This is a genomic window from Streptococcus sp. 121 (assembly GCF_016458205.1).
In the GTDB taxonomy this organism is placed as follows: Bacteria; Bacillota; Bacilli; order Lactobacillales; family Streptococcaceae; genus Streptococcus.
On the sequence record NZ_JAEMED010000012.1, the window covers coordinates 24,221 to 50,085 of the forward strand.

27 protein-coding genes are annotated in these 25,865 nt (G+C 43.3%); 7 read left to right on the top strand and 20 right to left on the bottom strand.

The annotated features are described in order from the left end of the window. Positions 1-352: 352 nt before the first annotated feature. The 3 genes from argF to JEQ21_RS03740 form a co-directional block, all read right to left on the bottom strand. Positions 353-1,366 carry an ornithine carbamoyltransferase gene (gene argF / locus JEQ21_RS03730; RefSeq protein WP_199364012.1) on the bottom strand — a complete coding sequence of 338 codons (1,014 nt, stop codon included), beginning with the start codon at positions 1,364-1,366 and terminating at the stop codon, positions 353-355. Between the two features lie 19 nt (positions 1,367-1,385). Further along, on the bottom strand, positions 1,386-2,624 hold the full coding sequence (arcA, locus tag JEQ21_RS03735; RefSeq protein WP_196091688.1) for an arginine deiminase: 1,239 nt from the start codon (positions 2,622-2,624) through the stop codon (positions 1,386-1,388). A 225-nt stretch (positions 2,625-2,849) separates the two neighbouring features. Beyond that, complete coding sequence (locus JEQ21_RS03740) at positions 2,850-3,533, bottom strand: Crp/Fnr family transcriptional regulator (protein WP_196091689.1); 684 nt, start codon at positions 3,531-3,533, stop codon at positions 2,850-2,852. Positions 3,534-3,630: 97 nt separating this feature from the next. Here JEQ21_RS03740 and JEQ21_RS03745 point away from each other — a divergent pair, with 97 nt between their 5' ends. Beyond that, positions 3,631-4,113, top strand: coding sequence for an arginine repressor (locus JEQ21_RS03745; protein WP_199364013.1), 483 nt, complete (start codon positions 3,631-3,633; stop codon positions 4,111-4,113). A gap of 86 nt (positions 4,114-4,199) precedes the next feature. Here JEQ21_RS03745 and JEQ21_RS03750 read toward each other — a convergent pair whose 3' ends face one another. Genes JEQ21_RS03750 through JEQ21_RS03765 form a run of 4 tightly spaced genes read right to left on the bottom strand, consistent with a single transcriptional unit; the run spans position 4,200 to position 7,910 of the window. Further along, positions 4,200-5,000, bottom strand: coding sequence for an ABC transporter ATP-binding protein (locus JEQ21_RS03750; protein WP_199364014.1), 801 nt, complete (start codon positions 4,998-5,000; stop codon positions 4,200-4,202). Positions 5,001-5,012: 12 nt separating this feature from the next. Continuing rightward, positions 5,013-5,909 carry an ABC transporter permease gene (locus JEQ21_RS03755; RefSeq protein WP_199364015.1) on the bottom strand — a complete coding sequence of 299 codons (897 nt, stop codon included), beginning with the start codon at positions 5,907-5,909 and terminating at the stop codon, positions 5,013-5,015. A 54-nt stretch (positions 5,910-5,963) separates the two neighbouring features. After that, positions 5,964-6,938: an ABC transporter substrate-binding protein gene (locus JEQ21_RS03760; RefSeq protein ID WP_199364016.1), complete on the bottom strand. Its 975-nt coding sequence runs from the start codon at positions 6,936-6,938 to the stop codon at positions 5,964-5,966. Positions 6,939-6,950: 12 nt separating this feature from the next. Then, on the bottom strand, positions 6,951-7,910 hold the full coding sequence (locus JEQ21_RS03765) for an ABC transporter substrate-binding protein (protein WP_199364017.1): 960 nt from the start codon (positions 7,908-7,910) through the stop codon (positions 6,951-6,953). A 517-nt stretch (positions 7,911-8,427) separates the two neighbouring features. On the opposite strand from JEQ21_RS03765, the gene JEQ21_RS03770 reads away from it, so the two are divergent. The 6 genes from JEQ21_RS03770 to JEQ21_RS03795 all read left to right on the top strand — a co-directional run bounded on the left by JEQ21_RS03770 (position 8,428) and on the right by JEQ21_RS03795 (position 13,595). After that, entirely contained in the window at positions 8,428-9,480 is a 1,053-nt protein-coding gene (locus tag JEQ21_RS03770) for an ATP-binding protein (protein WP_199364018.1), read from the top strand. Positions 9,481-9,569: 89 nt separating this feature from the next. Further along, positions 9,570-10,211, top strand: a complete 642-nt coding sequence (locus tag JEQ21_RS03775) for a PepSY domain-containing protein (protein ID WP_199364019.1) — start codon at positions 9,570-9,572, stop codon at positions 10,209-10,211. 111 nt (positions 10,212-10,322) lie between these two features. Beyond that, complete coding sequence (locus JEQ21_RS03780) at positions 10,323-10,991, top strand: response regulator transcription factor (RefSeq protein ID WP_199364020.1); 669 nt, start codon at positions 10,323-10,325, stop codon at positions 10,989-10,991. Further along, the gene (locus JEQ21_RS03785; RefSeq protein ID WP_199364021.1) at positions 10,978-12,336 is read left to right on the top strand and encodes a sensor histidine kinase; all 1,359 of its coding nucleotides are present in this window, start codon (positions 10,978-10,980) and stop codon (positions 12,334-12,336) included. Before JEQ21_RS03780 ends, JEQ21_RS03785 begins: the two co-directional genes overlap by 14 nt. Positions 12,337-12,991: 655 nt before the next feature. Next, positions 12,992-13,183: a type II toxin-antitoxin system HicA family toxin gene (locus JEQ21_RS03790; protein WP_196091068.1), complete on the top strand. Its 192-nt coding sequence runs from the start codon at positions 12,992-12,994 to the stop codon at positions 13,181-13,183. Between the two features lie 34 nt (positions 13,184-13,217). Continuing rightward, positions 13,218-13,595, top strand: a complete 378-nt coding sequence (locus JEQ21_RS03795; RefSeq protein ID WP_199364022.1) for a type II toxin-antitoxin system HicB family antitoxin — start codon at positions 13,218-13,220, stop codon at positions 13,593-13,595. Between the two features lie 48 nt (positions 13,596-13,643). Here JEQ21_RS03795 and JEQ21_RS03800 read toward each other — a convergent pair whose 3' ends face one another. From JEQ21_RS03800 to JEQ21_RS10245, 13 genes are all read right to left on the bottom strand, one after another. Beyond that, a complete protein-coding gene (locus JEQ21_RS03800; RefSeq protein ID WP_196091066.1) occupies positions 13,644-13,787 on the bottom strand; it encodes a hypothetical protein in 144 nt (47 codons plus the stop codon). 187 nt (positions 13,788-13,974) lie between these two features. Beyond that, complete coding sequence (locus JEQ21_RS03805; protein WP_199364023.1) at positions 13,975-15,351, bottom strand: PTS sugar transporter subunit IIC; 1,377 nt, start codon at positions 15,349-15,351, stop codon at positions 13,975-13,977. Between the two features lie 12 nt (positions 15,352-15,363). Next, positions 15,364-15,801 (bottom strand): DUF3284 domain-containing protein, encoded by a 438-nt coding sequence (locus JEQ21_RS03810; RefSeq protein WP_199364024.1) that lies wholly within the window; start codon positions 15,799-15,801, stop codon positions 15,364-15,366. 316 nt (positions 15,802-16,117) lie between these two features. Further along, positions 16,118-16,441, bottom strand: a complete 324-nt coding sequence (locus JEQ21_RS03815; RefSeq protein ID WP_199364025.1) for a PTS lactose/cellobiose transporter subunit IIA — start codon at positions 16,439-16,441, stop codon at positions 16,118-16,120. Position 16,442: 1 nt separating this feature from the next. Further along, entirely contained in the window at positions 16,443-16,754 is a 312-nt protein-coding gene (locus tag JEQ21_RS03820) for a PTS sugar transporter subunit IIB (RefSeq protein WP_199364026.1), read from the bottom strand. Positions 16,755-16,766: 12 nt separating this feature from the next. Then, the gene (locus tag JEQ21_RS03825; protein WP_199364027.1) at positions 16,767-18,758 is read right to left on the bottom strand and encodes a BglG family transcription antiterminator; all 1,992 of its coding nucleotides are present in this window, start codon (positions 18,756-18,758) and stop codon (positions 16,767-16,769) included. A gap of 411 nt (positions 18,759-19,169) precedes the next feature. Further along, positions 19,170-20,279 (bottom strand): DUF871 domain-containing protein, encoded by a 1,110-nt coding sequence (locus JEQ21_RS03830; protein ID WP_199364028.1) that lies wholly within the window; start codon positions 20,277-20,279, stop codon positions 19,170-19,172. Position 20,280: 1 nt separating this feature from the next. Further along, positions 20,281-21,678: a glycoside hydrolase family 1 protein gene (locus JEQ21_RS03835; RefSeq protein ID WP_199364029.1), complete on the bottom strand. Its 1,398-nt coding sequence runs from the start codon at positions 21,676-21,678 to the stop codon at positions 20,281-20,283. Continuing rightward, a complete protein-coding gene (locus JEQ21_RS03840; RefSeq protein WP_199364030.1) occupies positions 21,671-23,032 on the bottom strand; it encodes a 6-phospho-beta-glucosidase in 1,362 nt (453 codons plus the stop codon). Before JEQ21_RS03840 ends, JEQ21_RS03835 begins: the two co-directional genes overlap by 8 nt. Positions 23,033-23,298: 266 nt before the next feature. Beyond that, complete coding sequence (locus tag JEQ21_RS03845) at positions 23,299-24,342, bottom strand: glycerate kinase family protein (protein ID WP_199364031.1); 1,044 nt, start codon at positions 24,340-24,342, stop codon at positions 23,299-23,301. A 174-nt stretch (positions 24,343-24,516) separates the two neighbouring features. Next, positions 24,517-24,891, bottom strand: a complete 375-nt coding sequence (dhaM, locus tag JEQ21_RS03850) for a dihydroxyacetone kinase phosphoryl donor subunit DhaM (protein WP_196967374.1) — start codon at positions 24,889-24,891, stop codon at positions 24,517-24,519. Next, positions 24,891-25,466, bottom strand: a complete 576-nt coding sequence (gene dhaL / locus JEQ21_RS03855) for a dihydroxyacetone kinase subunit DhaL (protein ID WP_199364032.1) — start codon at positions 25,464-25,466, stop codon at positions 24,891-24,893. The genes dhaM and dhaL overlap by 1 nt, the downstream gene beginning before the upstream one ends. Positions 25,467-25,734: 268 nt before the next feature. Then, positions 25,735-25,865 (bottom strand): transposase (locus JEQ21_RS10245; protein WP_196967522.1); only part of this gene is annotated, 131 nt, incomplete at its 5' end.

The following is a 25,865-nucleotide window of genomic DNA, read 5'->3' on the forward strand; positions in this document are numbered from 1 at the left end:
AGCTCGTCTTGCCGTACTTATTTGAAACTTTCTTCAAAAGTTTTATCAGCAAGCTCAAAATCTCCCTCAAGATTTTGAGCTGTCTACGATTCGCTGCCTTGTACTAAAAGTAAACTAAAAGACTCTAATACTCATTACATTTCAAAATCTGAATCTGTTACTCCTCTTCGTCGAACCCCTTTGATTGCGTGCCTTGCACGCTTTAGCGATAATATTCAACAGGTCTCCCAGACCTGTTGAACTATCTTCATCGGATTGATTGCAAGCGATGCTTGCTTCATGACCTATAAATTTTAATCCAATTCCTGGATTAAAATTCATTTCAGATTTCGAACTGTTTCGAGTATAAGGGTTATACTTTAGGAATAAAGAGATTTCCCAAGGTTGCTGCCATAACGGCTTTGATAGTGTGCATCCGGTTTTCCGCTTGGTCAAAGTGACGAGCGTGTGAGCTATGGAAGACTTCATCTGTTACTTCCATTTCTTCTACACCAAATTTTTCCGCAACATCTTTACCATAAACAGTATTGGTATCGTGGAAAGCCGGCAAGCAGTGCAAGAAAATCAAATCATCGTTACCTGCAAGTTTTACTAAATCCATATTCACTTGGTAGGGTTGAAGCAATTCAACACGTTCTTTGAACTTGTCTTCTTCACCCATTGACACCCATACGTCAGTGTAGAGTACATCAGCACCTGGGATAGCTTCTTCAGCCTTGTCACTGACTAAGATTTTGGCACCAGATTCTTTTGCGAATCCTTCTGCCAATTCCACAACTTCCGGAGCTGGGAATAGTTCTTTTGGAGAAAAGATGCGTACATTTACACCCAAAATGGCACCGGTAACCAAAAGAGAGTTGGCAACGTTGTTACGTCCGTCTCCACAGTATACAAGATTGATACCTTCTAGGCGACCAAAGTTTTCTTTTACAGTCAAATAGTCTGCCAACATTTGAGTTGGGTGCCAAGCATCTGTCAGACCATTCCAAACCGGTACACCTGAGTGTTCTGCTAATTCTTCTACCATTTCTTGGCTAAAGCCACGGAATTCGATTCCGTCGAACATACGGCCAAGAACTTTTGCAGTATCTTCAGTTGATTCTTTTTTACCCAATTGGATGTCATTGGCACCAAGATATTCTGGATGTGCACCAAGGTCTACAGCTGCAACTGTGAAGGCTGCACGAGTACGAGTAGAAGTTTTTTCGAACAAGAGAGCAATATTTTTACCTTCTAGGTAGCGGTGAGGAACTCCACGTTTTTTCAAATCTTTCAAATGAGCTGAAAAATCAATAAGGTATTCAAGTTCAGCGCGAGAGAAATCTTTTTCTGCTAGAAAACTACGGTTTTGAAATACTTGTGACATGTTTTTTCCTTTCTTTTCCTTAAGCTAAATCTTCCCGTTCAAATGGCATGGACATACAACGAGGTCCACCACGTCCACGAACCAATTCACTTCCACCAATCTTGATTAAACGGAGTCCTTTAGATTCCAAGATCGCATTGGTAATGGTGTTCCGTTTGTAAACAACAACGACACCTGGAGCAACAGTGAGGGTGTTAGAACCATCGTTCCATTGTTCACGGCCTGCTGCAACTAAGCTATCGCCGCCACAGCGAATCAAATCAACGGATTCCAAACCAAGGGCATCGGCCAAGACCTTGTCCAATTCACCAAATTCTTGTTCGATGTGCAGCTGACCATCTTCATAGGTTACAGCATACACTTTCAAGTCCCCTTCAATTTCAGGGTGAATGGTGAATTTATCATAGTCAACCATGGTGAAAACAGTATCTAAGTGCATGAATTTACGGTTATTTGCAAATTCAAAGGCTAAAACTTTCTTGAAGCCAAGGTTTTTTTCAAAGATGTTAACCAAGAGTTTTTCAATGGAGGCAGCATCTGTCCGTTGAGAGATTCCAACTGCCAAGACATCTTTAGAGAGGACCAACTCATCCCCACCTTCGATACGAGTGGTTTCGTCCCGTGAATAAACCATCGGAACTTTGTTACCACCATAGACTGGATGGTGTTGGAAGATGTACTTACCATACAGAGTTTCACGGTTCCGTGTTTCCGCATACATATGGTTGAGAGAAACCCCGTGTCCCATCGTAGCGAATGGATCGCGAGTAAAGTACAAGTTCGGCATAGGATCAACTGCGAATGGATAGTCGGATTCAACCAAGTCGGTTAAACCACGCTCTTCTGCACTTAATTCTGGCAATTCTGCTTTTTGCACTCCAGCCATGGTCTTGTCAATCAATTCTTTTGGATCTTCAATAGCATCCAACAAAGCCTTAACGGCTTTCTTAGTAGCACGTCCACGAATATTCGCTTCTTCGATATACTCATCGATGAAAGCTTGACGAACTTCCTCATTTACAAGGGACTCTGCCGCCAGTTGTTCCAAATAGAGAACTTCGACTCCTTCATCCCGTAATTTTTGGGCAAATGCATCGTGCTCCCGCTGCGCCTCTTCCAAGAAAGGAATATCATCAAACAACATGCGTTCCAAGTAGTCCGGCATGAGGTTTTCCAATTCCTTGCCCGGCCTATGAAGCATTACTTTTTTCAGACGACCAATTTCTGAAAAAACCTTAATGGGTTGTTCTTGGGCCATATGCGTACCTCTTTTCTTTGTTTTGGTAATTCCATTGTAAGCGATTACGGAATGGTTTTTTGGATAAAATCGACAATAGAAATGTATATTTCATCACACTTTTTTGGGGTGAAAAGTATATTACTCCACTACTAGTGGTAAAAGTTGTATCTTTTTTCATTTAAAGATAATCAATGAATAGTTATGAATTTTGACATTATTATAAGGGGGTGGACAACCACCCCCTTATTTTGTATATTGATAAAAATAGTTACGATCCAGGTAAGAAACCTGCTTACCTGTAACTTGAATTTTCTGGTCTTCCTTTAGTTCCTTCAGCACACGGCTGACTGTCTCTCGGGTTGTTCCGCTCATATCGGCTAATTCATGGGTGGTCAACTTAAAGGGAAGCGTACACTCATCTGACTCCAACATCTCCAAAAAGAGAATTCCCAAGGATTGAATAACCCGATCCTTAGCATTCGAGGTGACTGTATTACGCACCCGCAGTTCATGGAGTTCCAAGAGCTTGGATATTTTCTCAAACAAGTGCTTCATTTGCTCTGTATTGCCTAGAGAAAACTCCTCATAGAGCTGAACGGGCAGCTCATAATAAACAACATCTGTCATAGCCAAGGCTGAAAAGTGATAGGCTTCATCCGTAAATAGACCTCCATAAGGAAAAATAGTTCCATGCTGGATAAAATCCATGTAATAGAAGGATCCTGATTGATCTGCCATCTCAATCTTGAAATAGCCCGAACGCACTAAAAAGAGGTGCTCTCTTGCATCTCCTTCAAAGAAAAGGCGCTGTCCTTTTCCAGCCTGTCTTAACTTGATCTGTCTGGCCAACTGATCAAACTCAACAGCCGGAAACAAGCGAAAATCATCTAAAGAGCGCAGGTAATCATAGTCTATCTTGGAAATCATTGGCTACCTCCTTATTTATTATTATATCATAAAAATGCAGACCTTGTATGTTTCCGTTTACAAAAAATTTGCTATACTTATTACAGGAGGAATCATTATGTATAAAAAATCACTGCGCCAGCAACTGATACGCTCTCTGATTAGCCAAGAACACATCCATACTCAAGACCAATTACAAGCACGGCTTCGAGAAAACGGTATCGAAGTTACCCAAGCCACCCTTTCCCGTGATATCAAAGATCTCAATCTCGTCAAAGTCAACAACAATGGCAGTAGCTACTACCAGGCTGTCAGCCTGTCCAATAACAACTTAGAGCACCGCCTGCGTTTTTATATGGAGGATTCCTTGCTACTCATGCGCGTGGTGCAACACCAAGTGATTCTCAAAAGTCTCCCCGGTCAAGCGCAAGCTTTTGGTTCTATCTTAGACAACATGGCACTCAATCAAATCGTCGCTACTGTCTGCGGAGATGACGTCTGCCTTATCATCTGTGAAGACCATGACAAGGCCCAAGAAACCTTCCAAATCCTTAGCGAATATACTCCACCTTTCTTCTTTGGAAAAGAAAAAAAGACCTGAATCGATTCACAATCGATTCGGGTCTTTTCATGTTTTTACGGTTTTACATATCCTTACTGAAAAACCTAAAAAATTTTAGAAAAGTCTTATAGCATCATTTCATCGTCAACCAACGCCTGACCACTATTTTTGTGGAAGAGGTCTAGTAGGTTTTGAACGGTCAAGTTGGCTTTTTCTTCCCCCTTAACATCCACAACGATACGTCCTTGATGAAGCATGACCAAACGATTTCCATATTCGATGGCATTTTCCATATTATGTGTGATCATCAGAGCTGTCAATTTATCTTTTTCAACAATTTTTTTGGTCAAGTCCATAACCATGTCACTAGTTTTGGGATCCAAGGCAGCTGTATGCTCATCCAAAAGGAGAACTTTAGGCTTAACCAAGGAAGCCATGAGCAACGTCAAGGCTTGGCGTTGGCCTCCTGATAGGAATTGAGTATCCACCTTCATACGGTTTTCAAGCCCCAATCCTAATTCTTTCAAGGCTTCTTTAAAGACTTGGCGTTCAGAGTCTTTAACACCCCAGCCGAGCCCCCTTTTTTGACCACGACGGAAGGCTACAGCCATGTTTTCTTCAATGGTCAAGCGTGATGCCGTTCCCATCTTGGGATCTTGGAAAACACGACTAATATCAACCGCACGCTTAGCTGCTGGTACATTCTTGATAGATTTGCCTTCCAAGAGGATATCCCCAGAGTCTACCAATAAAGTTCCAGCTAGGGTATTCATAAGGGTTGATTTTCCTGCCCCATTTCCTCCGATAATTGAAATGAAATCCCCTTCTTGCACTTCCAGATTCATCCCTCGGAGTACGTGATTTTCATTGATTGTACCAGCTTCGAAGGTTTTGTGGATATCTTGAATCGATAAAATACTTGTCATCTTATTTCCCTCCTATGCCGTTTTGTCTGTCACATTAATCTTACGCACGCGCAGCTTCTTTTGAATTTCCGGCACAAAGAGCACCACAGCCAATAGAGTTGCTGAGAAGAGTTTCACCAAGTCCGCATCCATACCCGGAATTTCCAAAATCGCCAAGATAATGAGACGGTAAATGATGGATCCCAGAACCACTGAGAGCAGGCGCCAACCGATACGCAAATTGCGAAGAATCACTTCGGCAATAATAACAGATGCCAAGCCGATAACGATCGTACCCGTTCCTGAGTTCAAATCCGCAAACCCATTGTTCTGAGTCAAAAGAGCACCGGAAAGGGCAATCAAACCATTGGAAAGCATGTAACCATAGATTTTCATACGATTCACATTGATCCCATTGGCCTCACTCATAGGAATGTTATCCCCTGTAGATCGCAGCGCCAACCCAATTTGGGTGTTCATCAACAAAGTCAACAAGAGGATCACAACTGCCACGAAAACACTACCAATAATAAGGACAGCTGTTGTTTTGGTTAAACCCAGACCTTGCAGTTGGGTCACCAAAGTCTCCTGACGAAGAAGAGCTACATTGGCTTTCCCTAAAATCTTTAAGTTAATGGAATACAATCCTGTTAAGGTTACAATCCCTGTCAAAAGAGCTGGAATTTTCATCTTGGTATGGAGAAGTCCAGACACCAGACCAGCTCCCATTCCAGCTACAAATGCCAAGAGGGTTGCGAGGAGAGGATTCATCCCTCCAACAATTCCGGTTGCAGCTACAGCTGCACCGAGCGGATAAGCTCCCTCAGCGGTCAAATCCGCAATATCCAAAATGCGATAAGTCACGTATACCCCAATGGCCATAATGGACCAGAGAAGACCCTGTGACACACTTGATAAAATAAGATCCACGTTCTACTCCTTTTTGAGAACTGGCAGACAAGCTCAAGTCCCCAATGATTTCAATTACTCTTTTACACTTAACTTGTTGGTGTCAATTCCTAACTTTTTAGCCATCTCTTCATTGACATGGAGGCTAACAGTTTCAGGATATTCAACAGCTGTATCCGCTGGTGATGCACCATCCAAAATCTTCAAAGCCATTTTAGCAGTTTGGCGACCAAGAGCCTCATAGTTAGTACCATAAGTGAGAAGTCCACCTTCATCCACCATATCTGTTGATCCACCGATAACTGGTACCTTATTCGCTACGGAAAGTTCTCCAATCATGGTCATGGTTGAAGCCACGGTATTATCAGTCGGAATGAAGACTGCATCCACATCCTTCATCAAACTGGTCACCGCATCCTGGACGTCATTGGTATTGGAAATCCCTTTTAAGACCACTTTATAGCCTGCTTTTTCAAGCAATGGTTGAGCAGTTTCAACCTGAACTTCAGAATTTCGTTCGCTGGTGTTGTAGAGAATTCCAACCGTTTTTGCATTTGGCACTGCCTGACCTAACAACTCCACTTGTTTATCGATTGGAGCCTGGTCACTGGTGCCCGTCAACATACCACCTGGATTTTTGATTGAATCCACTAGATCTGCAGAAAGCGGATCCGTAACAGCCGTGAAAAGAACAGGCGTGTCTGTAGAAGCAGTTGCCAAACTTTGCGCTGCTGGAGTCGCAATGGCAAGAACTAAATCGTTATTATTCACGAGTTGTTCCGAAATTGTTTGTAAGTTGGCTTGATCCCCTTGAGCATTTTGGTAATCCAAGGTTAGCTTATCACCTTCCTTGTAACCATTGTCTGCTAATTCTGCTTCAAATCCTTTACGGGCAGCTGTCAGAGAATCATGTTCCATGTACTGGAGAATTCCGACTTTAACGCCATTAGCACTTCCAGACTGGCCTTGAGTATTCGAACAAGCAGCCAAGCCCAGGACTGCTAAACCAAGTAGTGAAGTTGTGAGTAAATACTTTCCGATTTTTTTCATAGATGTTCCTTTTTATTTCTCTAATGCTTTGATGGTTTCAGGATCAATTCCAAGAGCTTGCGCCATCTCCTCGTTGACAGCAACGCTTGCTTTTTCAGGTGTCTTTACAGCCAAATCTGCTGGTTTTTCCCCTTTAAGAATGTCGACAGCCAATTCACCAGCTTGAACACCAATAGCATGGTAGTCAACACCATAGGTAAAGAGGGCTGCTTCAATAACTGCATTGTCACTACCCATGGCAGGGACTTTGGCTTCTTTCAAGACATCTCCAATGGTGCTGGCAGTTGAAGCAACTGTGTTATCCAATGGGAAGTAGATGGCCTCTACTTGACCAGCAAGAGAGGTTACAGCTTGCTGTACATCATTGGTTGTTGTGACAGTCTTCGTAACAACCTTGATGCCCTTATCTTTCAAGATTTTTTCAGCTTCTTTGGCCTGAACCTCGGAGTTCACCTCGCTAGAATTGTAGAAAATCCCTACCGTTTTCGCTTCTGGCACTACTTTGAGCAACATCTCCATTTGTCCTTTGACATCACTCGCATCTGTAGAACCTGTCATGCTCCCGCCTGGTTTTTCCAAAGAATCAATCAAGCCAGCGGAAACTGGATCTGTTACGGCTGTAAAGACCGATGGAGTTTCATTATCAACGCTTAAGAGAGATTGAGCGGCTGGGGTTGCGATGGCAAAGTTGACATCATTTTTTCCAGCTAGTTGTTCAACCATTGTTTGAAGGTTGGCTTGATCTCCTTGGGAGTTTTGGAGGTCTACCGTTACATTATCCCCTTCTTTGTATCCTGCTTTTTCAAGAGCTTCCATAAAGCCTTCACGTGTGGCTGTTAAGGCATCGTGCTCTGCGTACTGGATAATTCCTACCTTCGTATCACCAGCATTTTCACCAGATGTCGAACAAGCTGCTAGTGTTACCGCGGACAAAAAGGCTACCGAGCCCATAAAAAACTTCTTAAATCGCATATTCATTTCTCCTCTTTTTCTTTTCCTTAAATGAGAGTTTGGATACAAAAAACGGGACCGTTTCTGCTATCTAAACGGCCCCTTTTCAATTCAACTGTATGAAGAAACAGACTGACTTGATCCTGCCACTTAGATGTATCATCTATGCAGGTACAGTCAAAACTACCACAGCTACATAGATACAAACGAAACGTTGTCGTGTTTGTATCCATGAAACCTGGCTACAAACACTATCTAAAAGTAGCTGTAGAAATATGTATGATTCACTGCTGTTGTCTGGCTAGTTCTCAACATACCGTAGTTTTCCTTTCTTCATTTTTAAGGTTAAGGGTATAATAAACTATTTTGAAAAAGGTGTCAAGCCCTTTTTCAGAATTTTTCCCAAAAAAACATCCAAAGTAAGGGAGGGATGAATGATAAAAAGGTTATAAAAGAATATAAAAGTTGCGCCGAATTATAAAAGATTATAAAATAAAGTTAGGATTATAAAAGATTATAAAAGAGTGAGGTGCAACGCATGGCAAATCCATTTACACTGGGATTTGGAAAGAAACCATTGACCTACATCGACCGAACAGCCCAAACAACAACGATTATAGAAGATTTAACCTCAGACAATCCTTCTTCTCAATCCTATATTCTTACAGGTGTTAGAGGAGTTGGTAAAACGGTTATGATGAATGAGATTGTCCGTCACCTGAATCAGAAATCTGATTGGATCACCATCAAGTTAAATCCAAATAGACCTCTTTTCGAAAGTTTAGCTGCAAAATTATACGAAATTCCAGAAATCAGAGCTTTATTTCATAAGGCAAAACTAAACCTCTCTATCTTTGGTTTAGGTGTTGATGTAGAAAATGTCCCACCAGTTGTTAGCATAGAGGTCGCCCTTGAAAAAATGCTCTTACAACTAAAGGAGAATAACAAAAAACTTCTCATCGCCATTGATGAGGTTACAAAATCAGATAATCTAAAAGCCTTTGTTTCCTCATTTCAACTTTGGATCAGTGATGATCTGCCTGTATTTCTGCTCATGACCGGATTATACGAAAATATCTCACTTCTTCAGGATGATTCCAGTCTCACATTCCTACATCGATCAAAAAAGGAATACCTGTCCCCTTTAAATTATCTGTTCATTACAAAGTCCTATAAAGAAATCTTTGATTTATCTGATGAAGAAGCTATCGAAATGAGTAGGCTAACCAGGGGCTTCCCCTTTGCCTTCCAAGTATTGGGATATCTAAAATGGAATGAGAAGGAAAAACCTCTTGTTGAGTTACTAGACGCTTTCGATGACTATTTACAAGAATATGTCTACAATAAAATCTGGTCCGAACTATCAGACTTAGATAGAGATGTTCTAAAAGCATTTCTGGATAGTCCCAGAAATGAAGTACCGGTCAGCCAGCTCCGTGACCAGCTCGAATTCTCTGCCAATAAATTTTCTGTCTACAGGGAGAGGCTCATTCGAAAAGGGGTTGTTCATCCAAGTAAAAGAGGTTATCTAGAGCTGACCCTTCCACGATTCCGTGATTTTTTGAAACACATGACCCTTTACGATTTTTAATTTTTTTGCATTTATGAGCCGTTCTTCATTTTCTCTTCATTTTTCTCCTTTATACTAACAGCAGAACAAATGAAAAGAGGAAAAATTTTATGAAAACAATCTTGAAAAATAAATGGTTGCTACTGACTTCTACCCTTGTGCTGGGAACTGGTGCTGTAGGAGCGGCGACAATCTATGCCACTGGAAATGCTCCGACAGTCATCGAGACGGTCCAAGCTATGGAAAATCAATTTGATTGGGATTGGGAAGATGATGAAGATTGGGATGAGGGACAAGTTCGCGAGCAGGTCCTGCAAGAAATCAAAGCCTTGAATCCCAAACTAAACTTTGAAGCGGCGACTAAAGCGGCTCTCAAAGAAGTGGGATCTGGAACCGTCACGGACATTCGTTTAGATCGTGATAACAAACAAGTTATTTACGAAGTCCGTGTTGAAACCAAAGATAAGGAAATCGAATTGGAACTCCATGCTGATAGTGGAAAAATTATCCGCAAATCAGAAGAGCCACTAGAGGTGGATGACAAACTGAAAGCCCAACCTGAAAAAAGTGTCGCCGATGTCGAAAAAGCTCTCCTAAAAGAATACCCTTCCGCAAAAATCTTAGATATCAGCCTTGAGAACACAAGCAAGTCTGTAACCTATCAAGCTGAAATCCTAAATGGGGATACCTTCCAAGAAATCCTGGTAGATGCTAAGACCCTAAGCCTCACGGAAGCTCCAAGCGATTATTAGGGCTTGAAAACAAGTTTCTACTCAGATTCACAAAAGAGTGCAAATCACAGAAAGACTAGGCTTTATCCCCTGGTCTTTTTGATATACTGAAGAAAAAGAAAAGAGGACATGATGAAACTACTAATCGTTGAAGATGAATTAGACTTAAATCGTAGCTTAGTCAAGCTACTCAAGACTCAGGCCTACAGCGTTGATGCCGCTTTTGACGGAGAAGAAGCTTTGGATTATTTGGCAACCACGAATTACGATGCTTTAGTAGTGGACGTCATGATGCCTCGCATGAATGGCTTTAGCCTTGTTCAAACCCTCCGCCATCAAGGGAAACAAACGCCTGTCCTCTTTCTAACCGCTAAAGACAGCCTTGAGGACAAGGTTCGGGGACTTGACTTAGGAGCTGATGATTATCTCGTCAAGCCCTTCGAATTCCCTGAACTCCTAGCTCGCCTTCGGGCCATCACTCGGCGTGAACAAGCCAATGTCACCTCTTCCCTCATTGAAATTGATCACGTCCGCCTAGACTTAACCAGCCAGCAAGTCTGGAAGGCTGATCAGCTGATTCCCCTAACTGCCAAGGAATACGAGATTCTCGCTTATCTTATGACTCACCGAGGCCAAGTCCTCTCCCGTGATCGGATCCGCGAACACGTTTGGGATTTCGACTACGAAGGCGATTCAAACAATATTGAGGTGCTGATTAAGAATATCCGCCGCAAACTCCAAGAATCCTCTAAGGATTCCTTGATTCAAACCAAAAGAGGTCTTGGTTATGTCATCCTTTAAATCCCTATTCAAAAGATCTGATTCCTCTATCATTCGCAGGGTTAATACCTGGTACTCCAGTTTTATTCTCCTTATTCTACTAGGCTTTTTAGGACTTGCCCTACTCCTCACCAATTCTCTAGCCACCTCTGTTGATCAAAACTTCTTGCAAGAAGAAGCGATTGAAACAGCCCAATACCTAGCAGAAGACGAAGATGAACTGGAAGGCTTTGATGACGGCATCTACTACTCCATCTATAATGACCAAAATCAAGCCCTTCAATCTTTTTTCCCTAGCGACTTCGATAGCAGCCTCCCTTTCTCAAATGGACAAGTACGAGAAACAAGCGGAAACAATCACAACTACTATTATTTTGACACAAAAATTCCGGGAAGCACCCACTGGCTCAGAGCTGTCACAAGCCAGGCCAATAGCAATCCCGAATTGCAATTGTTTCTCCTAACCCTTGCCGGCATTGCGCCATTTTTGATAGCCATCGTCAGTTGGGGAGGATATCGCATCTTAAAAGCCGCCTTCCGACCTGTTGAGGCCATTGGCCAAACAGCCGATCGCATTCGACTCAGCCAGGATTTTTCCCAAAGAATTCCTCAAAGCCAACAAAAGAACGAACTCACACAATTAGCGGCAACCATCAATCATATGCTGGAAACGATTGAGAGCACCTTCCAGCGCGAGCGCCAACTGACCAATGATGTCTCCCACGAGTTGCGCACTCCGCTAACGGTTATCCTTTCGGAAAGCCAATACGGACGAGACTACGCTCAGACCCTTGAGGAAGCCCAGGAGTCACATGCGATTATCTACCGCCAAGCCCTACAAATGAAGAATTTAGTGGAACAAATTCTAGAACTGGCTCGCTTAGAAGAAGGTGGAATTGTCGACTTTCAAGCACTCAATTTCTCGAAATTAGTTGGAGAGAAAGCCACCGACTTCCGCCGCCTGTTGGAAACAGAAGGCATCAAAGTTGAAGTGGATATCCAAGAAAACATCCAGCTTCAAGGCCACATTACTCAGCTGCAACGCTTGTTGGATAACCTCCTCTCCAATGCCCGAAAATTCACAACAGACTGGATTCATATTCAATTGGAGACAGACGAGGCCACCGCAACCCTTCGCATCAACGATAACGGATCTGGAATTCCAGCCGACCAACTCGACCACATCTGGGAAAAATTTTACCAAATCTCCCAAGATCGGAATAAAAATCAAGACCAAGGAATTGGTCTCGGCCTCTCCCTCGTTCGCCAAATCGTCCACCAACACGGCGGAAACATTCAAGCAGAATCCCAAGTCGAACAAGGCAGTTGCTTTATTGTGAGATTGCCGCTGACAGTGAAGGAATGACTGTTCCCCAGTTGTGTACAGAAATAGAACTCCCTTGGATAAAAAAGAGTTCGTTACAAGTCTTTATTTCAAGTTGTAAGCTGAAACAGTTTCTCCCCAAACCAACCTCGCTATTTTATTGTTAGGCTCGGGTTCAAACAGTCTCTTCCTAGACTGTTTGAATCCCACTCCCGGTCTAAAGGCATGTTAAATGCCTTTAGAGTTGGAGATGAAAAGAACAAAGTTCCTATCAAAGTTAATGAGACTGTTTTTGGATATCAAAGAGTCAGAGATTGACTCTTTGAGTTTCTGGATAAGAGAACATGAAAAGTTCTCTCCATAAAAGGCGAACGATTGTTATTTGCTTCGCTCTCCTATCTGTTACCTCAAACAGCCTTTTAGCTGTTTGACCGAATCAACCACTGCGTCAAAGAATTTTTGTAAAATAAAAGTTAGAGGCTGGTACTTTTCGCCCAGCCCCTTTATTATTTTAGTTCGTATAATCCCTTTTACGCAGAATAGTCCTTTAGTTTGCTTTTAGCACAGGGCAGCGAATCGGGGCAAGCTGTCTCAAATCAGTGACTTTTCCTGCAATTTTTGTTCTTTAAAATATCCTTTTATTTGACAAACGCGCATAATGCGCATACAATATACTTTGTAAGGAGGTAAAAGTTCAATGCCACTTACAGGAAAGGAAATGATGAAGCTTGCTATTCGAAACGGTTGGAAAGAAGTCCGAGTCGATGGGAGCCATCACCATTTCAAAAAAGAAGGATTTTCAAAGATTGTCACCATCCCAGTTCACGGAAATAGGGACCTTGGGAATGGACTTGAAAAGAAAATCCTAAAAGATTTGGGGCTGAAGTAAAAGCCCCTAGTCTTTTAAGATTTTGGAGGTCACCATGTTAAAAACATATCCAGCCATCTTTCATAAAGAAAATCAAGGGTATTGGGTAGAATTCCCAGGATTTGGTGGGGGAACGCAAGGACACAATCTTGAAGAAGCCATGAAACATGCTCGTGAGTTTCTTGAAAGTACCCTAGCTCTCTATTTAGATGAAGGAATGACATTACCAGAAAGGGTTGATCTTGATACTCTAGAAGCTCCTGATGGATTTGTTACCCTCATTCAAGCAGATCCAACACCTTTTATAAAAAATAATAAAGCCATCCGGAAAAATGTAACAGTCCCCGAATGGCTTACCAAACTAGCTGATCGAGAGGGAATCAATTACTCTGAAGTTCTCACCAAAGCACTCCAATCCCATTTAAATTTATAGATAACACAAAAGCAGCTCGCTATTTTTTTCTAGCAAGCTGCTTTTGTGTTATTTTCGCTTGCTCAAACCTACACTCAGCAGAATCAAAACAAGTCCGGAGATAATATTGAAATAAGGATTGCCATAAAGAGGACTAATCGCAATCAGGAAAGTCCCCAAGGCCAGTAAAAAAGGATAGCGGTTTTTACTCATAATAACTTCAAATAAGAATAATCGAAGAATTTCAAAAAAATAACTAGAAAATCCGACGATGGTTGTTCAACAGGTCTGGGAGACCTGTTGAATATGATCTATAAGGCGTACGAGGTACGCAATCAAGAAAGTTCATCAAGGAGGATTGACAACGTCAGATTTTGAAATTCAAAGAGTATTCAGAACATTACTGGTCACCCGCCTCCACCTTATTCGCCGCAATGACAAATGGGGTCCAAATAAGGAATGCTACCAGAAGGTTAAAAAGGGATACGACAGCGGCCATGACGGAACCACCGGTTGCGAGGTAGGCATAGAGTCCCGGAGGGGTAATCCATGGTACCGCAGCAAAGACAGGTGGAATCAAGCCTGAGGCTGTTGCTAGGTAGGCGATCGTTGCACAGATGGGTGGCACGATCAACCATGGAATAACAAAGAGGGGATTGAGAACCATTGGGATCCCGAAAATCATTGGCTCATTGATATTGAAGACTCCCATTGGAGCAGAAAGTTTCGCCACAACCTTGTATTCTTCCCGTTTAGAGAATAGGAAGATGGCAATGATTAAAGCTAGGGTAACCCCAGATCCACCCATTTGAGCATAGGCATCAAAGGAGCCCCGTGTCCAAAGCCATGGGAGGTCGGCTGTACTTTGGGTCGCATTGTAAACAGCTGTGTTTTCATTCAGAGCAACGCTGTAGATACCTTCCATAACAGGAGCCAAGACATTGTGCCCGTGTAGCCCAAAGAACCAGAAGAGTTGCACCAAGAAGGTGACCAAAATAACGGATCCAAGTCCTTGGGAAAGGCCAAGTAATGGAATTTGAATATAGGTAGATACCACATCGCTCAAGGATTGACCAGTAAGAGCGAAGACTCCGTAAGCTAGGATAGAAGATACATAAATCGCAACTGTTCCAGGGATAATTGCCGCAAAAGCTTTGTTAACAGCTGGTGGAACAGTGTCTGGCAATTTAATCACAACATTGTGTTTCACCAATGTCGCATAGACCCAAGTAGCCAAAAAGCCGATTACAAGTGCGGAGAAGAGACCTGTAGCACCACCGTATTTGAGGGCGATAGCTCCCCATTGGCTGGTTTCAAGGCTCGTTAGCCCATCCACTGTTGTCAGAGAAAGGCCGATTTTTTCCAGCCCAGCAAGGGCAGCCTTATCAATCCCTTCCAAGGGGGTGGAGATGGTTAGGCTCTGTGGAATGGTTGCGACAAAGGACGCAAAGGAAATCAAACCACCGGCCAGAGGATTTACCTTATACATTTGGGAAAGATGATAACCAAAACTAAAGGCAAAAATCAAGGCCATGATCCCAATGGTTCCGAAGTAAACATAACCATTGATATCAATGATGGGCTGGACAGCCTCAACAAAACCGGTCCAGCCAAGGTTGGTTGGCAGGTCGCGTAGGAACACGTTTAAAAGAACGGCTACGGCTCCCGCCATCGTAATGGGCATGGTGGAGATAAAGGAATCCCGGATGGCAATCAAATGGCGCTGAGAACCAATCTTACCGGCTATTTCCATGAACTTTTCTGTAAAGTTGGACATGAAGTCAACCTCCTATTCTTGTTTTTCTTGTGCATGTCGAATGAGGGCCTGGAGTTGGGCGTCAAACTGTCGTTCCATGCTTTTGGTCAGCAGTTTGGACATCAGGAAATGATTGGCCTTGCCAAACCAGTCTCTAGCTACGAAGTCATAAGCGTAGCTCACCTGGGTTTCTTCCTCACTAAGAGCTTGAAATTCATAGGTAATGAATTCATCTCCCCGATTGGATTGGAAATGGACCTTATACAGATTGGGTTGCTCCAAGTTCAAGACCTTGACCCCAACGGTATGTTGGTTTTTATCCCCGAAACGTTTGACGTAACTTAAACCAGCAGTTCGTTCATGGGGTTCCAATACTTCTCCTGTGTTTTCCTGATAGTCATCTGCTAGAGATTGGAGGACAATCTCAAATACCCGATTTATGGGGACTTTCCCAACTGTTGTGACCTTCATTTACGTCTCCTTCTATACTTATTAAATTTCAAGATCTGACGTTATACTCTTTTAGTTTATCTTTTATTACTGTGTTAGCTCGTCTTGCCGTACTTCAGTACTGTCTGCGACTCGCTGCCTTTTACTAAAAGCAAACTAAAAGACTATATCAAACTTCAGCGATCATATACAACAGGTCCCCCAGACCTGTTGTACTACCTACAGCGGTTTTCCTAGTCATCTTTTTGAAATTTTATACTCTTTGAAAATCAGATTTAACCGTTGTCAGTTTAATTTTTGATTTTCATTGAGTATTACAAGTATTCTGATTTGACAATTAACTAGGTAAAGCCATCTGTTTATAAACATCCACAAATTCTTTGGCCAGATCAATAAAGGTTAGAGCGGTCATCAAGTGGTCCTGTCCATGGACCATGAGGAGAGTTAGCTCCATGTTTTGACCACCTGCTTCTTTGGCCAAGAGATCCGTTTGTGAATTATGGGCAACATTGAGGGATTTAGTTGCCTCTGCTAAGAGGCGGTCCGCTTCCTCAAATTCTTTCTTTTTGGCTGCCTGTATAGCTTGCACAGCGTAACCTTTGGCCTCGCCACCATACATGATTAGCCCCATGATTGCTTCTAAGTGTTGACCTGTATCCATCCTAGTTCTCCATTAGTGCCAGTGCAGCATCCAAGACTTTCTCACCGTTCATCACTCCGTAGTCCATCATATTGATGGCATCAACTTTAATGTTAGGTTCAAATTTATCCTTGAAGTCATTGAGGAGGAATTTAACTTGTGGCCCCAATAAGATGACATCGATGGCCTTATCTTGTACTTCATTATCCGCTTCTGAAACGGGAACTGCCCAGATGCTTGCTTCTATGCCCTTGTCTTCAGCAGCTTTCTGCATTTTGGTTACCAACATGCTGGTTGACATTCCTGCGTTGCAAGCTAACATAATGTTTTTCATAGTTGTCTCCTTCTACCCCTGTGCTTGTATCAAGGGAATCATAATTTCTAATAATTGTTCATATGTTGGATCCGCCAAGAGTTTCTCCTGGAGAGTCGGATCTTGGACAAAGCCCACCAAGGATGGGGATACATATTTAAAGTTTGGATTCGGACCGGTCGAAGGTGACAGCAAGAAGACAAAGGACACGCCTTTACCAGCTTCCCACTCCACCTTGTCCCGCACCACGGCAACTGCAACTTGCTCTGTATAGCTCAAAGGTTTGGCCGGATGAGGAAAAGCTAAAGCTTCCCCAAAAACCACCGAACTGTAACTCTCCCTCAAGTCCACCTGCTCTTTGAATTCCTCCAATTCTTTTTTCTTAAAGCCCTCGTCCAAGCTGGCAATTAATTCTTCTAGGATAAAATCACGATCAGCTGTGTCGAAAACCAGGAAGCGATCCAGTGAAAAAAGACTCGTAGCAATCAAGCGGGCTTGGGACAAGGTCAGCCAGCGATGCTTCCCTGACTCTCGACTTGGTAGACTGACCCGCTGGAGCTGACTCCGAATTTTTTTAATGTCTTGATCGGATAAAAATACAGAGACCGTTACAACTGGTGTTAGAAAAACCAGGTTTGACAGGCTGACAGAAGAAACAATTAAGTCGATTCCTTCCAATCGATCCTCCGTTATCTCATAATAAGAGAGGACATCGACGATTTCTAAATCTCTCGCAAATTCCTTTTCCAGACGATTCTTGAGCATCAGAGCTGAACCGACACCTGTTGAACAGACAACCAGTACCCGGGTCTTATCTTCACTTTGGTACCGTTCAATAGCCGCCAGAACGTGAAGCGTTAAATAGGCCCATTCATCATCCGAGACCTGAAACCCTTGTAACTCTGGCAAATTGGAAAAAGCCTTCTTGGTCAATTCCAAAACCTCTTGGTAGTCTGCTTGAATGGTTTCAAGCAGCGGATTCCCCATGGTCATCCCATTTTCCAAACGTGTTAATAAGGGCTGCAAGTGGGCTAGAATACCCTTGATCAGTTGAGAATCTTGGACCAGGTTCAAACCCGATTCTTGGGATAAAATCTCCAGAGCCTGGGTCAGGTGAGCTAGTAATTTTTCTTGTCCAGAATGGAACTGATTGCGGTCGTCCGGCAACTTTACCTTTAAATGAAGGGCGATATAGTTGGCTTCTTCAGGAGCAAGCACCACCCCAAACTGGTCTTCCACCCGACTTAGAATCCTTTGAGCTACTTCCAATTCACGCGAAGATGCCAACTGCGGGGCCAAGGGAAAATCCTTGAGACTAGCTCCCTGCTTGACCCGTTGCAAGAGTAAGGCGATATGGAGAACCAAATTCTTCATCACAAAATCTGAAATCCGAAGGTCTGCGGCCCGACACTGGTCAATCACGATGGTCAGTAAACTCGAAAAAGAGATATCTTTTAGAAGTTCATTCTCCACCAGACCATAGGATAGGTGCTGACTCTCCTGACCAAAGAAATAATCCATCATAAAATTCCGACTAGCAACCTCTGAGCCTTCAACCCGCACGCGCCCTTTTTGGACCACCAACTTGAGCCGGTAACCCGCTAGCAGTTTCCGAATTTCCGCTACGATTGTCTGAAGGGTCGTCCGAGCAATAAATAGCTCCTGTTGCAGATCCTCCAAGGCTAGCTCCCCTTCCTCGAAGAATAGTTTATGAAGCAAGTAGCGCTCGCGATCCTCAGCCTCTTCCAGAGGGTTCAAATCCAAGCCCTGTTTCCTGCGACTCAACTCTTCTTGCCAAAAGACTTGAAACTCCAAAGGTCTTTCAATCAATAGCTGATAACCCTTCCCCTGTTTCGATTCCAGCTTGCCTCCTGAATTCTCCAAGGAAGTTGCCAAATTTTGTAAATACTTTCGGGCGGTTCGATCACTAACCCCGAGAAGCTCAGCAAGCTCCTTGCTGGAGTAATACTGACTCGGATTCTGGGTAAGATGGTCTAAGAGGCGTACTTCTTTTTTGGAAAGCATGATCCCTCCTTTTTGCATTCATAAATAACTATCTTATGAAAACATTATACCATTTGTCACCGCTTCCAAAATCCTTCCTTTTTCCGTTTCTTTAGTGAAATTCTTCGGCCTCTGATAAGGTTATACTCTTTGAAAATCAAATTTATACTCATTACATTTCAAAATCTGAATGTGTTAATCCTCTTCGCCGAACCCTCAGTTCTGTCTTCATCGGATTGCCTTTTCAGATTTCGAACTGTTTCGAGTATTAAACGTTGTCAGGTCAGACAGTCTGGGAGACTGTCTGAGATTCTAGTTGAAAAAACGAAGTTTTTGTCAACTTTGCCGTACTTATTTGAAACTTTCTTCGAAAGTATTATCAGCAAGCTCAAAACCTCTCCCAGAGATTTCGAACTGTCTGTGGCTCACTTCCTAGTTTAATTTTTGATTTTCATTGAGTATTAGGCTAAATTCCTGCCAAGGTTTTATAAATTCTAGAATTGGCAAGTAAGCATCTGACACACGACCTACCCGATTCACTTTGGGCGAAACTTCAAAGTCTCGAAGAGCAATCTGTAATTCCCCTTTATAGCGACCATAGAGGTCATTATCCATTAAAACGTCCCCTCGTTCTACCTTATAAGAAATTTGGCTTCGAGGAGGGAGACTCTCCCTGGCATAGACAATACGGGGCTGAGTCGATCGTAATAGGTAGTCTGAAATATCCCCACGATAGATATGATCAAAAGCGATAATTTCTTTTTCCAGTTCGGTCAAATCGGATTTCCCGAGCACTTCCAGCGTGACGACTTCCGAATGAAGAACGGGGCGAATTTCTTCCAATTCTGCCTGACTCACAAACTGATTGGAAATCAAGACATCATCAATGAGACCCGTTGCCTTGATCCATTCGATTTGAGCGGCCAAAGGACGAAAACGGTGTTCTTCCAGCGTTGGCAAGCCTTCCTGTAAAGGCCAAGGTCCTTCTGAAGCTGTTTGGGCAGAAACAAAGGCTGCTGTACGAATGCCATACTCTTTAAAGAAAGCTGACATTTCTAAGAAGTGTTTTTGGGACAAACCTGTATAGGCATGTGGGTAGAAATTATGACAGGCTATCACAGATTCCATGTTGGCTCCCTCTGTCAACAGCTGAGTTACCAATTTTTTATCCGTAGAGAGATTCAGTTCCACCTTGATTCCAAAGGGATTATGAGTCATCGCCACAATTTCTTCAATGGGCAGGGCTTCATCCAGACGAATCCCTGCCAAACCTAAATCCGCCGCTCTTTCCATCAGCTGGCCTTGCCAGCCATTGCTCCCAAGAAAGCCAGGACTGACATCCGCAATCACTTCTATGCCTAAATTTGATGCAACCGCAATCAACTGCCGGTAATGCTCCAGCGGTTCTGCACCCACTCCCTCTAATTGAAGGAGACTCATAAACAAACGCTTAGCTCCGTAAGCTTTTAAGAGCTCCATATAAGCTTGGCACTCTTCCAAGCTATAGTTTTCCGGATATAGGGAAAAACCAAATCCGATCATGTTACTCCTCCTCTAGAAATCCATTGGCCTGGCTAACTTCTTTAAACCACAGACCCGATTTCTTGATTGTTCGTTCTTGACTCTCATAATCCAACTCGACAAACCCATAGCGATTTTTGTAGGCATTCAACCATGACCAGCAATCAATAAAGGTCCACATCATGTAGCCCTTGCAATTGGACCCTTCCTCAATTCCACGATGCAATTCTTTTAAATGCCCTTTGACAAAGTCGATACGGTAGGCATCTTGGATACGACCATGATCCTTGAAGACCTCTTCCCCCTCGACCCCCATGCCGTTCTCCGTTACCAACCATTCCAGATTTCCATAGTTGTCCCGCAGGTTAAGGGCAATATCATATAGCCCCTGTTCGTAAATTTCCCAACCACGATGTGGATTGATTTTTTTACCTGGCATATCGTATGGGGCAAAGAAATGATCCGGCACAAGGAGATCCCCATCTTGATACTCTAGTAGAGGAGCCTGAACCCGCAAGGGTTGGTAGTAGTTGACACCTAAGAAATCAACTGTATGATTCGCGATTATTTGCAACTCCTCTTTGGTGACCTCTGGAGTCAAACCATACTCCTCCATCAAGTCCACCAACTCCTCTGGATAATGCCCCTTCACAGATGGATCTAAGAAAGACTTGGTTTGAAACAGCTCAGCAATACGAGCAGCTTTTAAATCTTCTGGGTCTTGACTCTTGGCATAGGCCGGAGTCAAATTCAAAACAATAGCAATCTTCTTTTCTGGATTGTTTTCATGGCAAGCCCGGACTGCCAGAGCTGAAGCCAATTGCGTATGGTAGCCTACGGCTACTGCAGCCTTGGCGTCCACTTTGGCGGGGTAATGATAATCCCCTAGATAACCGCATTCTACCGGGACAATGGGCTCATTAAAGGTAATCCAACGATCGACCAAGTCATCAAACAACTGGAAACAAACCTTTGCATAAGCCTCATAAGCCCAAACAATCTCTTTCGATTCCCATCCCCCTTCTTCCTGAAGAGCATAAGGTAAATCAAAATGATAAAGATTCACATAAAGCTGAATCCCCCTATCACGAACACCTTGAAAAACTTGGCGATAAAATTCAACCGCCTGGGGATTGACCTCCCCACGACCTTGGGGAATCAAGCGGGACCACTGGATCGAAGTACGAAAAACGGTATGCCCTGTTTCCACAAGCAAATCCAAATCCTGGGCAAAATTCTTGTAGAAAGTTGATGTTTTTTCTGGTCCAATTTGCCCGTGAAAGCGTTCAGGCTCCACAGAATACCAGTAGTCCCAGTTACTCATCCCCTTCCCATCACCAGGTTCAATCCCTTCACTTTGGGGACCGGATGTTGAAGACCCCCATAGAAAATCGTCTGGAAACATATATTCTTTAGTCATATTGTTGCCTCTTTTCTTTTATATCTGCAATTACTGGCGCAAACTGAGGTAAGTAAGCCTCATGTGCCACTAATAAATCTTGCAACAAGCGCTCAGCAGCTTGGCCATTTGGAATCAGAGGATTCAAGGCAAAGGCCTCCATAGCTCGCTCGTAATCGCCCGACATAGCCGCCTCTACTGTTGCTAGCTCCATTTCTTTCATCAATTTTAAATAGCCCTTCACCAATCCCTTGGTCGGTGGGCAGGCTAAGGGAATAGCCCCTTGAGCAGTAATCAGGCAAGAAACTTCAACCACACAATGTTCCGGTAAATAAGGAATCACCCCTCGATTAACAGTCGACACCGTTAATTCTTCCCGACTATCCTGATAAATGGCTTGGATAATCTGGCAGGCCACATCACTATAGTAGGCCCCACCTCTCTGCTCCAACTGTTTGGGTTTAACGGCTAATTCCGGATCCTGGTAGAGTTCAAAGAGCTGCTCTTCCACCTCTTGCACCACCTGGGCCCGTACCTGCCCTTTTTGATACTGGTCTAAGGCATCTGCCAGCATTTCTTGTTCCAAGAAATAATAACGGTGGTAATCACAAGGCAGTTGTCCAATGGTTCGCAAGAGTTCAATTGGAAACTCTAGATTGGTAATGTTTTTAACGGCTTCCACCAGCTGAGGCTTAGCATCCCCGTAAAGTTTTTCTAGAACTTCAGCCGTTCGATTCTGCCCCTCTTGATCCCAAACTTCATGGAAATGAAAGTGGTTCAGACCAACATGCCGGGTCATCAGTTTCCTTTCCTCGAGCCCCAAGACCTCGGAAGCCTTTTTCTTCTGACCAACGGGAATATTACAGAGGCCAATGACCCTTTCCCACCCCAAATAATTTCGAATGGCTTCGGTTACCATCCCGGCTGGATTGGTGAAATTAATGAGCCAGGCATCGGGACAGATTTCCTTCATATCTGCAATAATTCCCTTGTAGGCCTCAATGGTGCGGAAGGCCTTGAAGATCCCACCAGCACCATTGGTCTCCTGCCCAATCATGCCATAAGAAAGCGGCAAGGTCTCATCCAGGTAACGGGCTGCAAGCTGCCCCACCCGAAACTGGGAGGTCACGAAATCTGCCCCTTCGAGCGCCTGCCGCCGATCCAAGGTCGCTTGAATTTTCCAATCCAAACCAGCCTTAGCAACCATTCGGCGTGCTAAATTGACCACAATCTCCTGCTTCCAAGCACCCTCTTCCACATCTACAAACCACCACTCACGAATGGGAATTTCCGCTGCTCGCAGAATCATCCCTTCCACCAATTCAGGGGTATAGGAAGACCCACCCCCCAGAGTCACCAATTTCAAAGACTTCATAACAGACTCCTGTTTCTATACTCTACCTCGATTATAGACCTTTCCAACGGCTATGTAAACGGATACACGGACCTAGTTTTTCCGTAATGAAGCGGAAAAGATTAAATGTCTTGTACAAGCTTCCTTTATTCCAGCTCTTCGATTGACATTTTAAATAAATCATCTTAAACTAAGAATGAGGAAACAAGGTTCGCCCTTGGCTCAAACAAGTAAGTTAGGGTTCATGACAAAAAGCCAACAGATTTGTTGGCTTTTTGTCTCTGTTTTTAAAAGAGATAGCGGGTGGCGATGATATTTTTAACGAGGGATTGAACATTTGCTAAGGTGCGTTCAGTTTCCATAGCCTGATTTAAAGAAAGGACTTCCCTTTGAATTGAGAAGGTTGCCAGAAAAGCCTCCTCAAATCCCTTGGCTTCTTCCACACTGCCACCTAATGCGATAACAGGAACACCAGCGTTTTTGGCTGTTTGTGCGACACCGATTGGCAGTTTCCCATTCAAACTTTGCTTATCTAGACGACCTTCTCCTGTGAAGACCAAGTCTGATCCCTGAATCGCTTGAGCTAAGCCTAAGGTTTCAGCAATAAAAGGATAACCAGCTTCTAGTTCTCCACCTAGCAGCACCAAGGCACCACCAAGACCACCTGCTGCTCCAGTTCCCGGAATCTTTTGAAGGTCAATCCCTGTTTCCTGTTTCATCTGATTGACAAACTCTTGAGCAGCCAAATCCATAGCCTTCACTTGCCTAGGACTGGCACCTTTTTGTGGTCCAAAAACCACGGCATATCCTTGAGGTCCAGCATAGGGATTGGTAACATCCGTTAAGCCCCGCAAGCGGATCTGAGCAAGAGCACTACGTTCTTCATCCGTCAAGGCATTTAGTAACCCACGGCCTCCATCCGAGCTGCCACTGCCACCCAGAGTCAAAACCAACTCCTGACACCCCCGTAACAAGGCGTCTCGGAACAATGCTGCTAAACCTTTACTTGTCGCACGCTCCACCGTTTCTGAGGACGGAGTTAGTTGATCAATTCCGACAACAAGTGCCGACTCTATATAGGCTATTTGCCCACTTATAAAATAAGCAGCCACAATCGGTCGTTCCAATAAATCAACTGTTTCAACCTCAACCCAAAAACCTTCTAACCCTTGTGCCAAAGCGTCCAAAGTTCCCTCTCCCCCATCCGCTATGGGAATCGTTACCACTTCCGCATCCGGTAAAACCTCTAAAATCCCAGCCTTTGCGGTCTGATTCAATTGCATCGACGTTGCAGATCCTTTAAAAGAATCAATAGCTACTAGAAATTTCATAGGCAGGCCTCCTCTCAACTATTAGTATACGCTTTTATCTAGATAATACCCAAGAAACTTATTTAATCCACACCTTCTCTTTGACTTACTTTATAGACTCGTTTTAATGAACACTTCAAAAAACAGAAGCTAGGCAGAACATCATCACGGATATTTTACCTAGCTTCTTTTAAGTTATTTTCGAATGTTCAAATCAGCTAATTGTGCTAGGATTTCTTCCTCACTAGCACCTGCTTGTAAAAGAGCGGCTGCGGTGTATGTGCCTTCAACAACTGGTACTGACTGAATCTGTACATCTTTGCTGGTCATTTCAGCTGCTAGTTCTAAATTCATTCGAGCTGATCCCAAGTCATAGAAGGCTAAGAGTCTTTGAGCTGAATTTTGCTCAACTGCTTCCAGAACAGTTTCAAAACTAGTTCCAATTTCTCCTTCAGGAGTCCCACCAACATAGGTAAAAGGGATATCCGAAGTGACTTGAGATATCAGTTCAGCCAAACCGTTAACAAGTTTATTCGAATGCGACACTAATAAAATTCCTAGAGCCGTCATTAGCCCACCTCCGCCTCAAGCAGAGCTTCGAACAAAAGGCCTGATGAATAAGAGCCAGGATCAACATGACCCACAGAGCGCTCACCAACATAAGAAGCCCGTCCTTTTTTAGCTTGTAAGTCCTTGGTTGCTGCTACATGGTCTGCAATTTTTTGAACGGTCAAGGTATTCTCTTGTAGATCTGCCAAGACTGGAATCCAAACATCAACCATGGTCTTTTCTCCCAGCTGGGCCTGACCTCTTTTTTGGATATTTGCCAAAGCAGCTTCCACTCCTGCTCCAAGACCCTCGCTATCAATTTTCTGACTTAATCCTAGAAAGGCAGAGCCATAGAGAGGACCTGAAGCTCCTCCAACTTTAGACAATAATTGCATCGCAACCATTTTAAAGAGAGCACCCGCTGATTCAAAATTTTGAGTTTCTAACTCAGCAACCACTGCCAGCATTCCTCTAGACATGTTCCCTCCGTGATCGCCGTCACCAATTGGTGTATCGAGTTCACTTAGAAAAGCCTGTTTATCCTGTATCTTTTCGTTAAATAAAAGCATCCATTTTTTTGCATCTGCTACTTGCATCCTACTCTCCTTATACTTCATTGACTTCACTCGGAAGACTCGAATCTTTCAAAAGATGACTAGTCGATGATGATCGTTCAACCAGTCTGGAGGACCTGTTGAATAGGATCGATAAGGAGGTTGAGACAAAAGTCTCAACCTTCCTATTTATTAGTGAAATAATTTTTACGCAGTGGTTGATTGGTATTTTCGTTCGCCTTTTATTGAGAGAACACTTCATGTTCTCTTATCCAGAAACTAAAAGAGTCAACTCCCGACTCTTTTATAGTCATTTAGTTTTTAAATAGTATGTTATTGCATCAGTTATAGAGTCCATCTTGCGAAGTAATTCTGTAACTGATTTTTTTAGAATAGCCCAACTTTGCTCAATTGGATTTAATTCTGGAGAATACGGTGGTA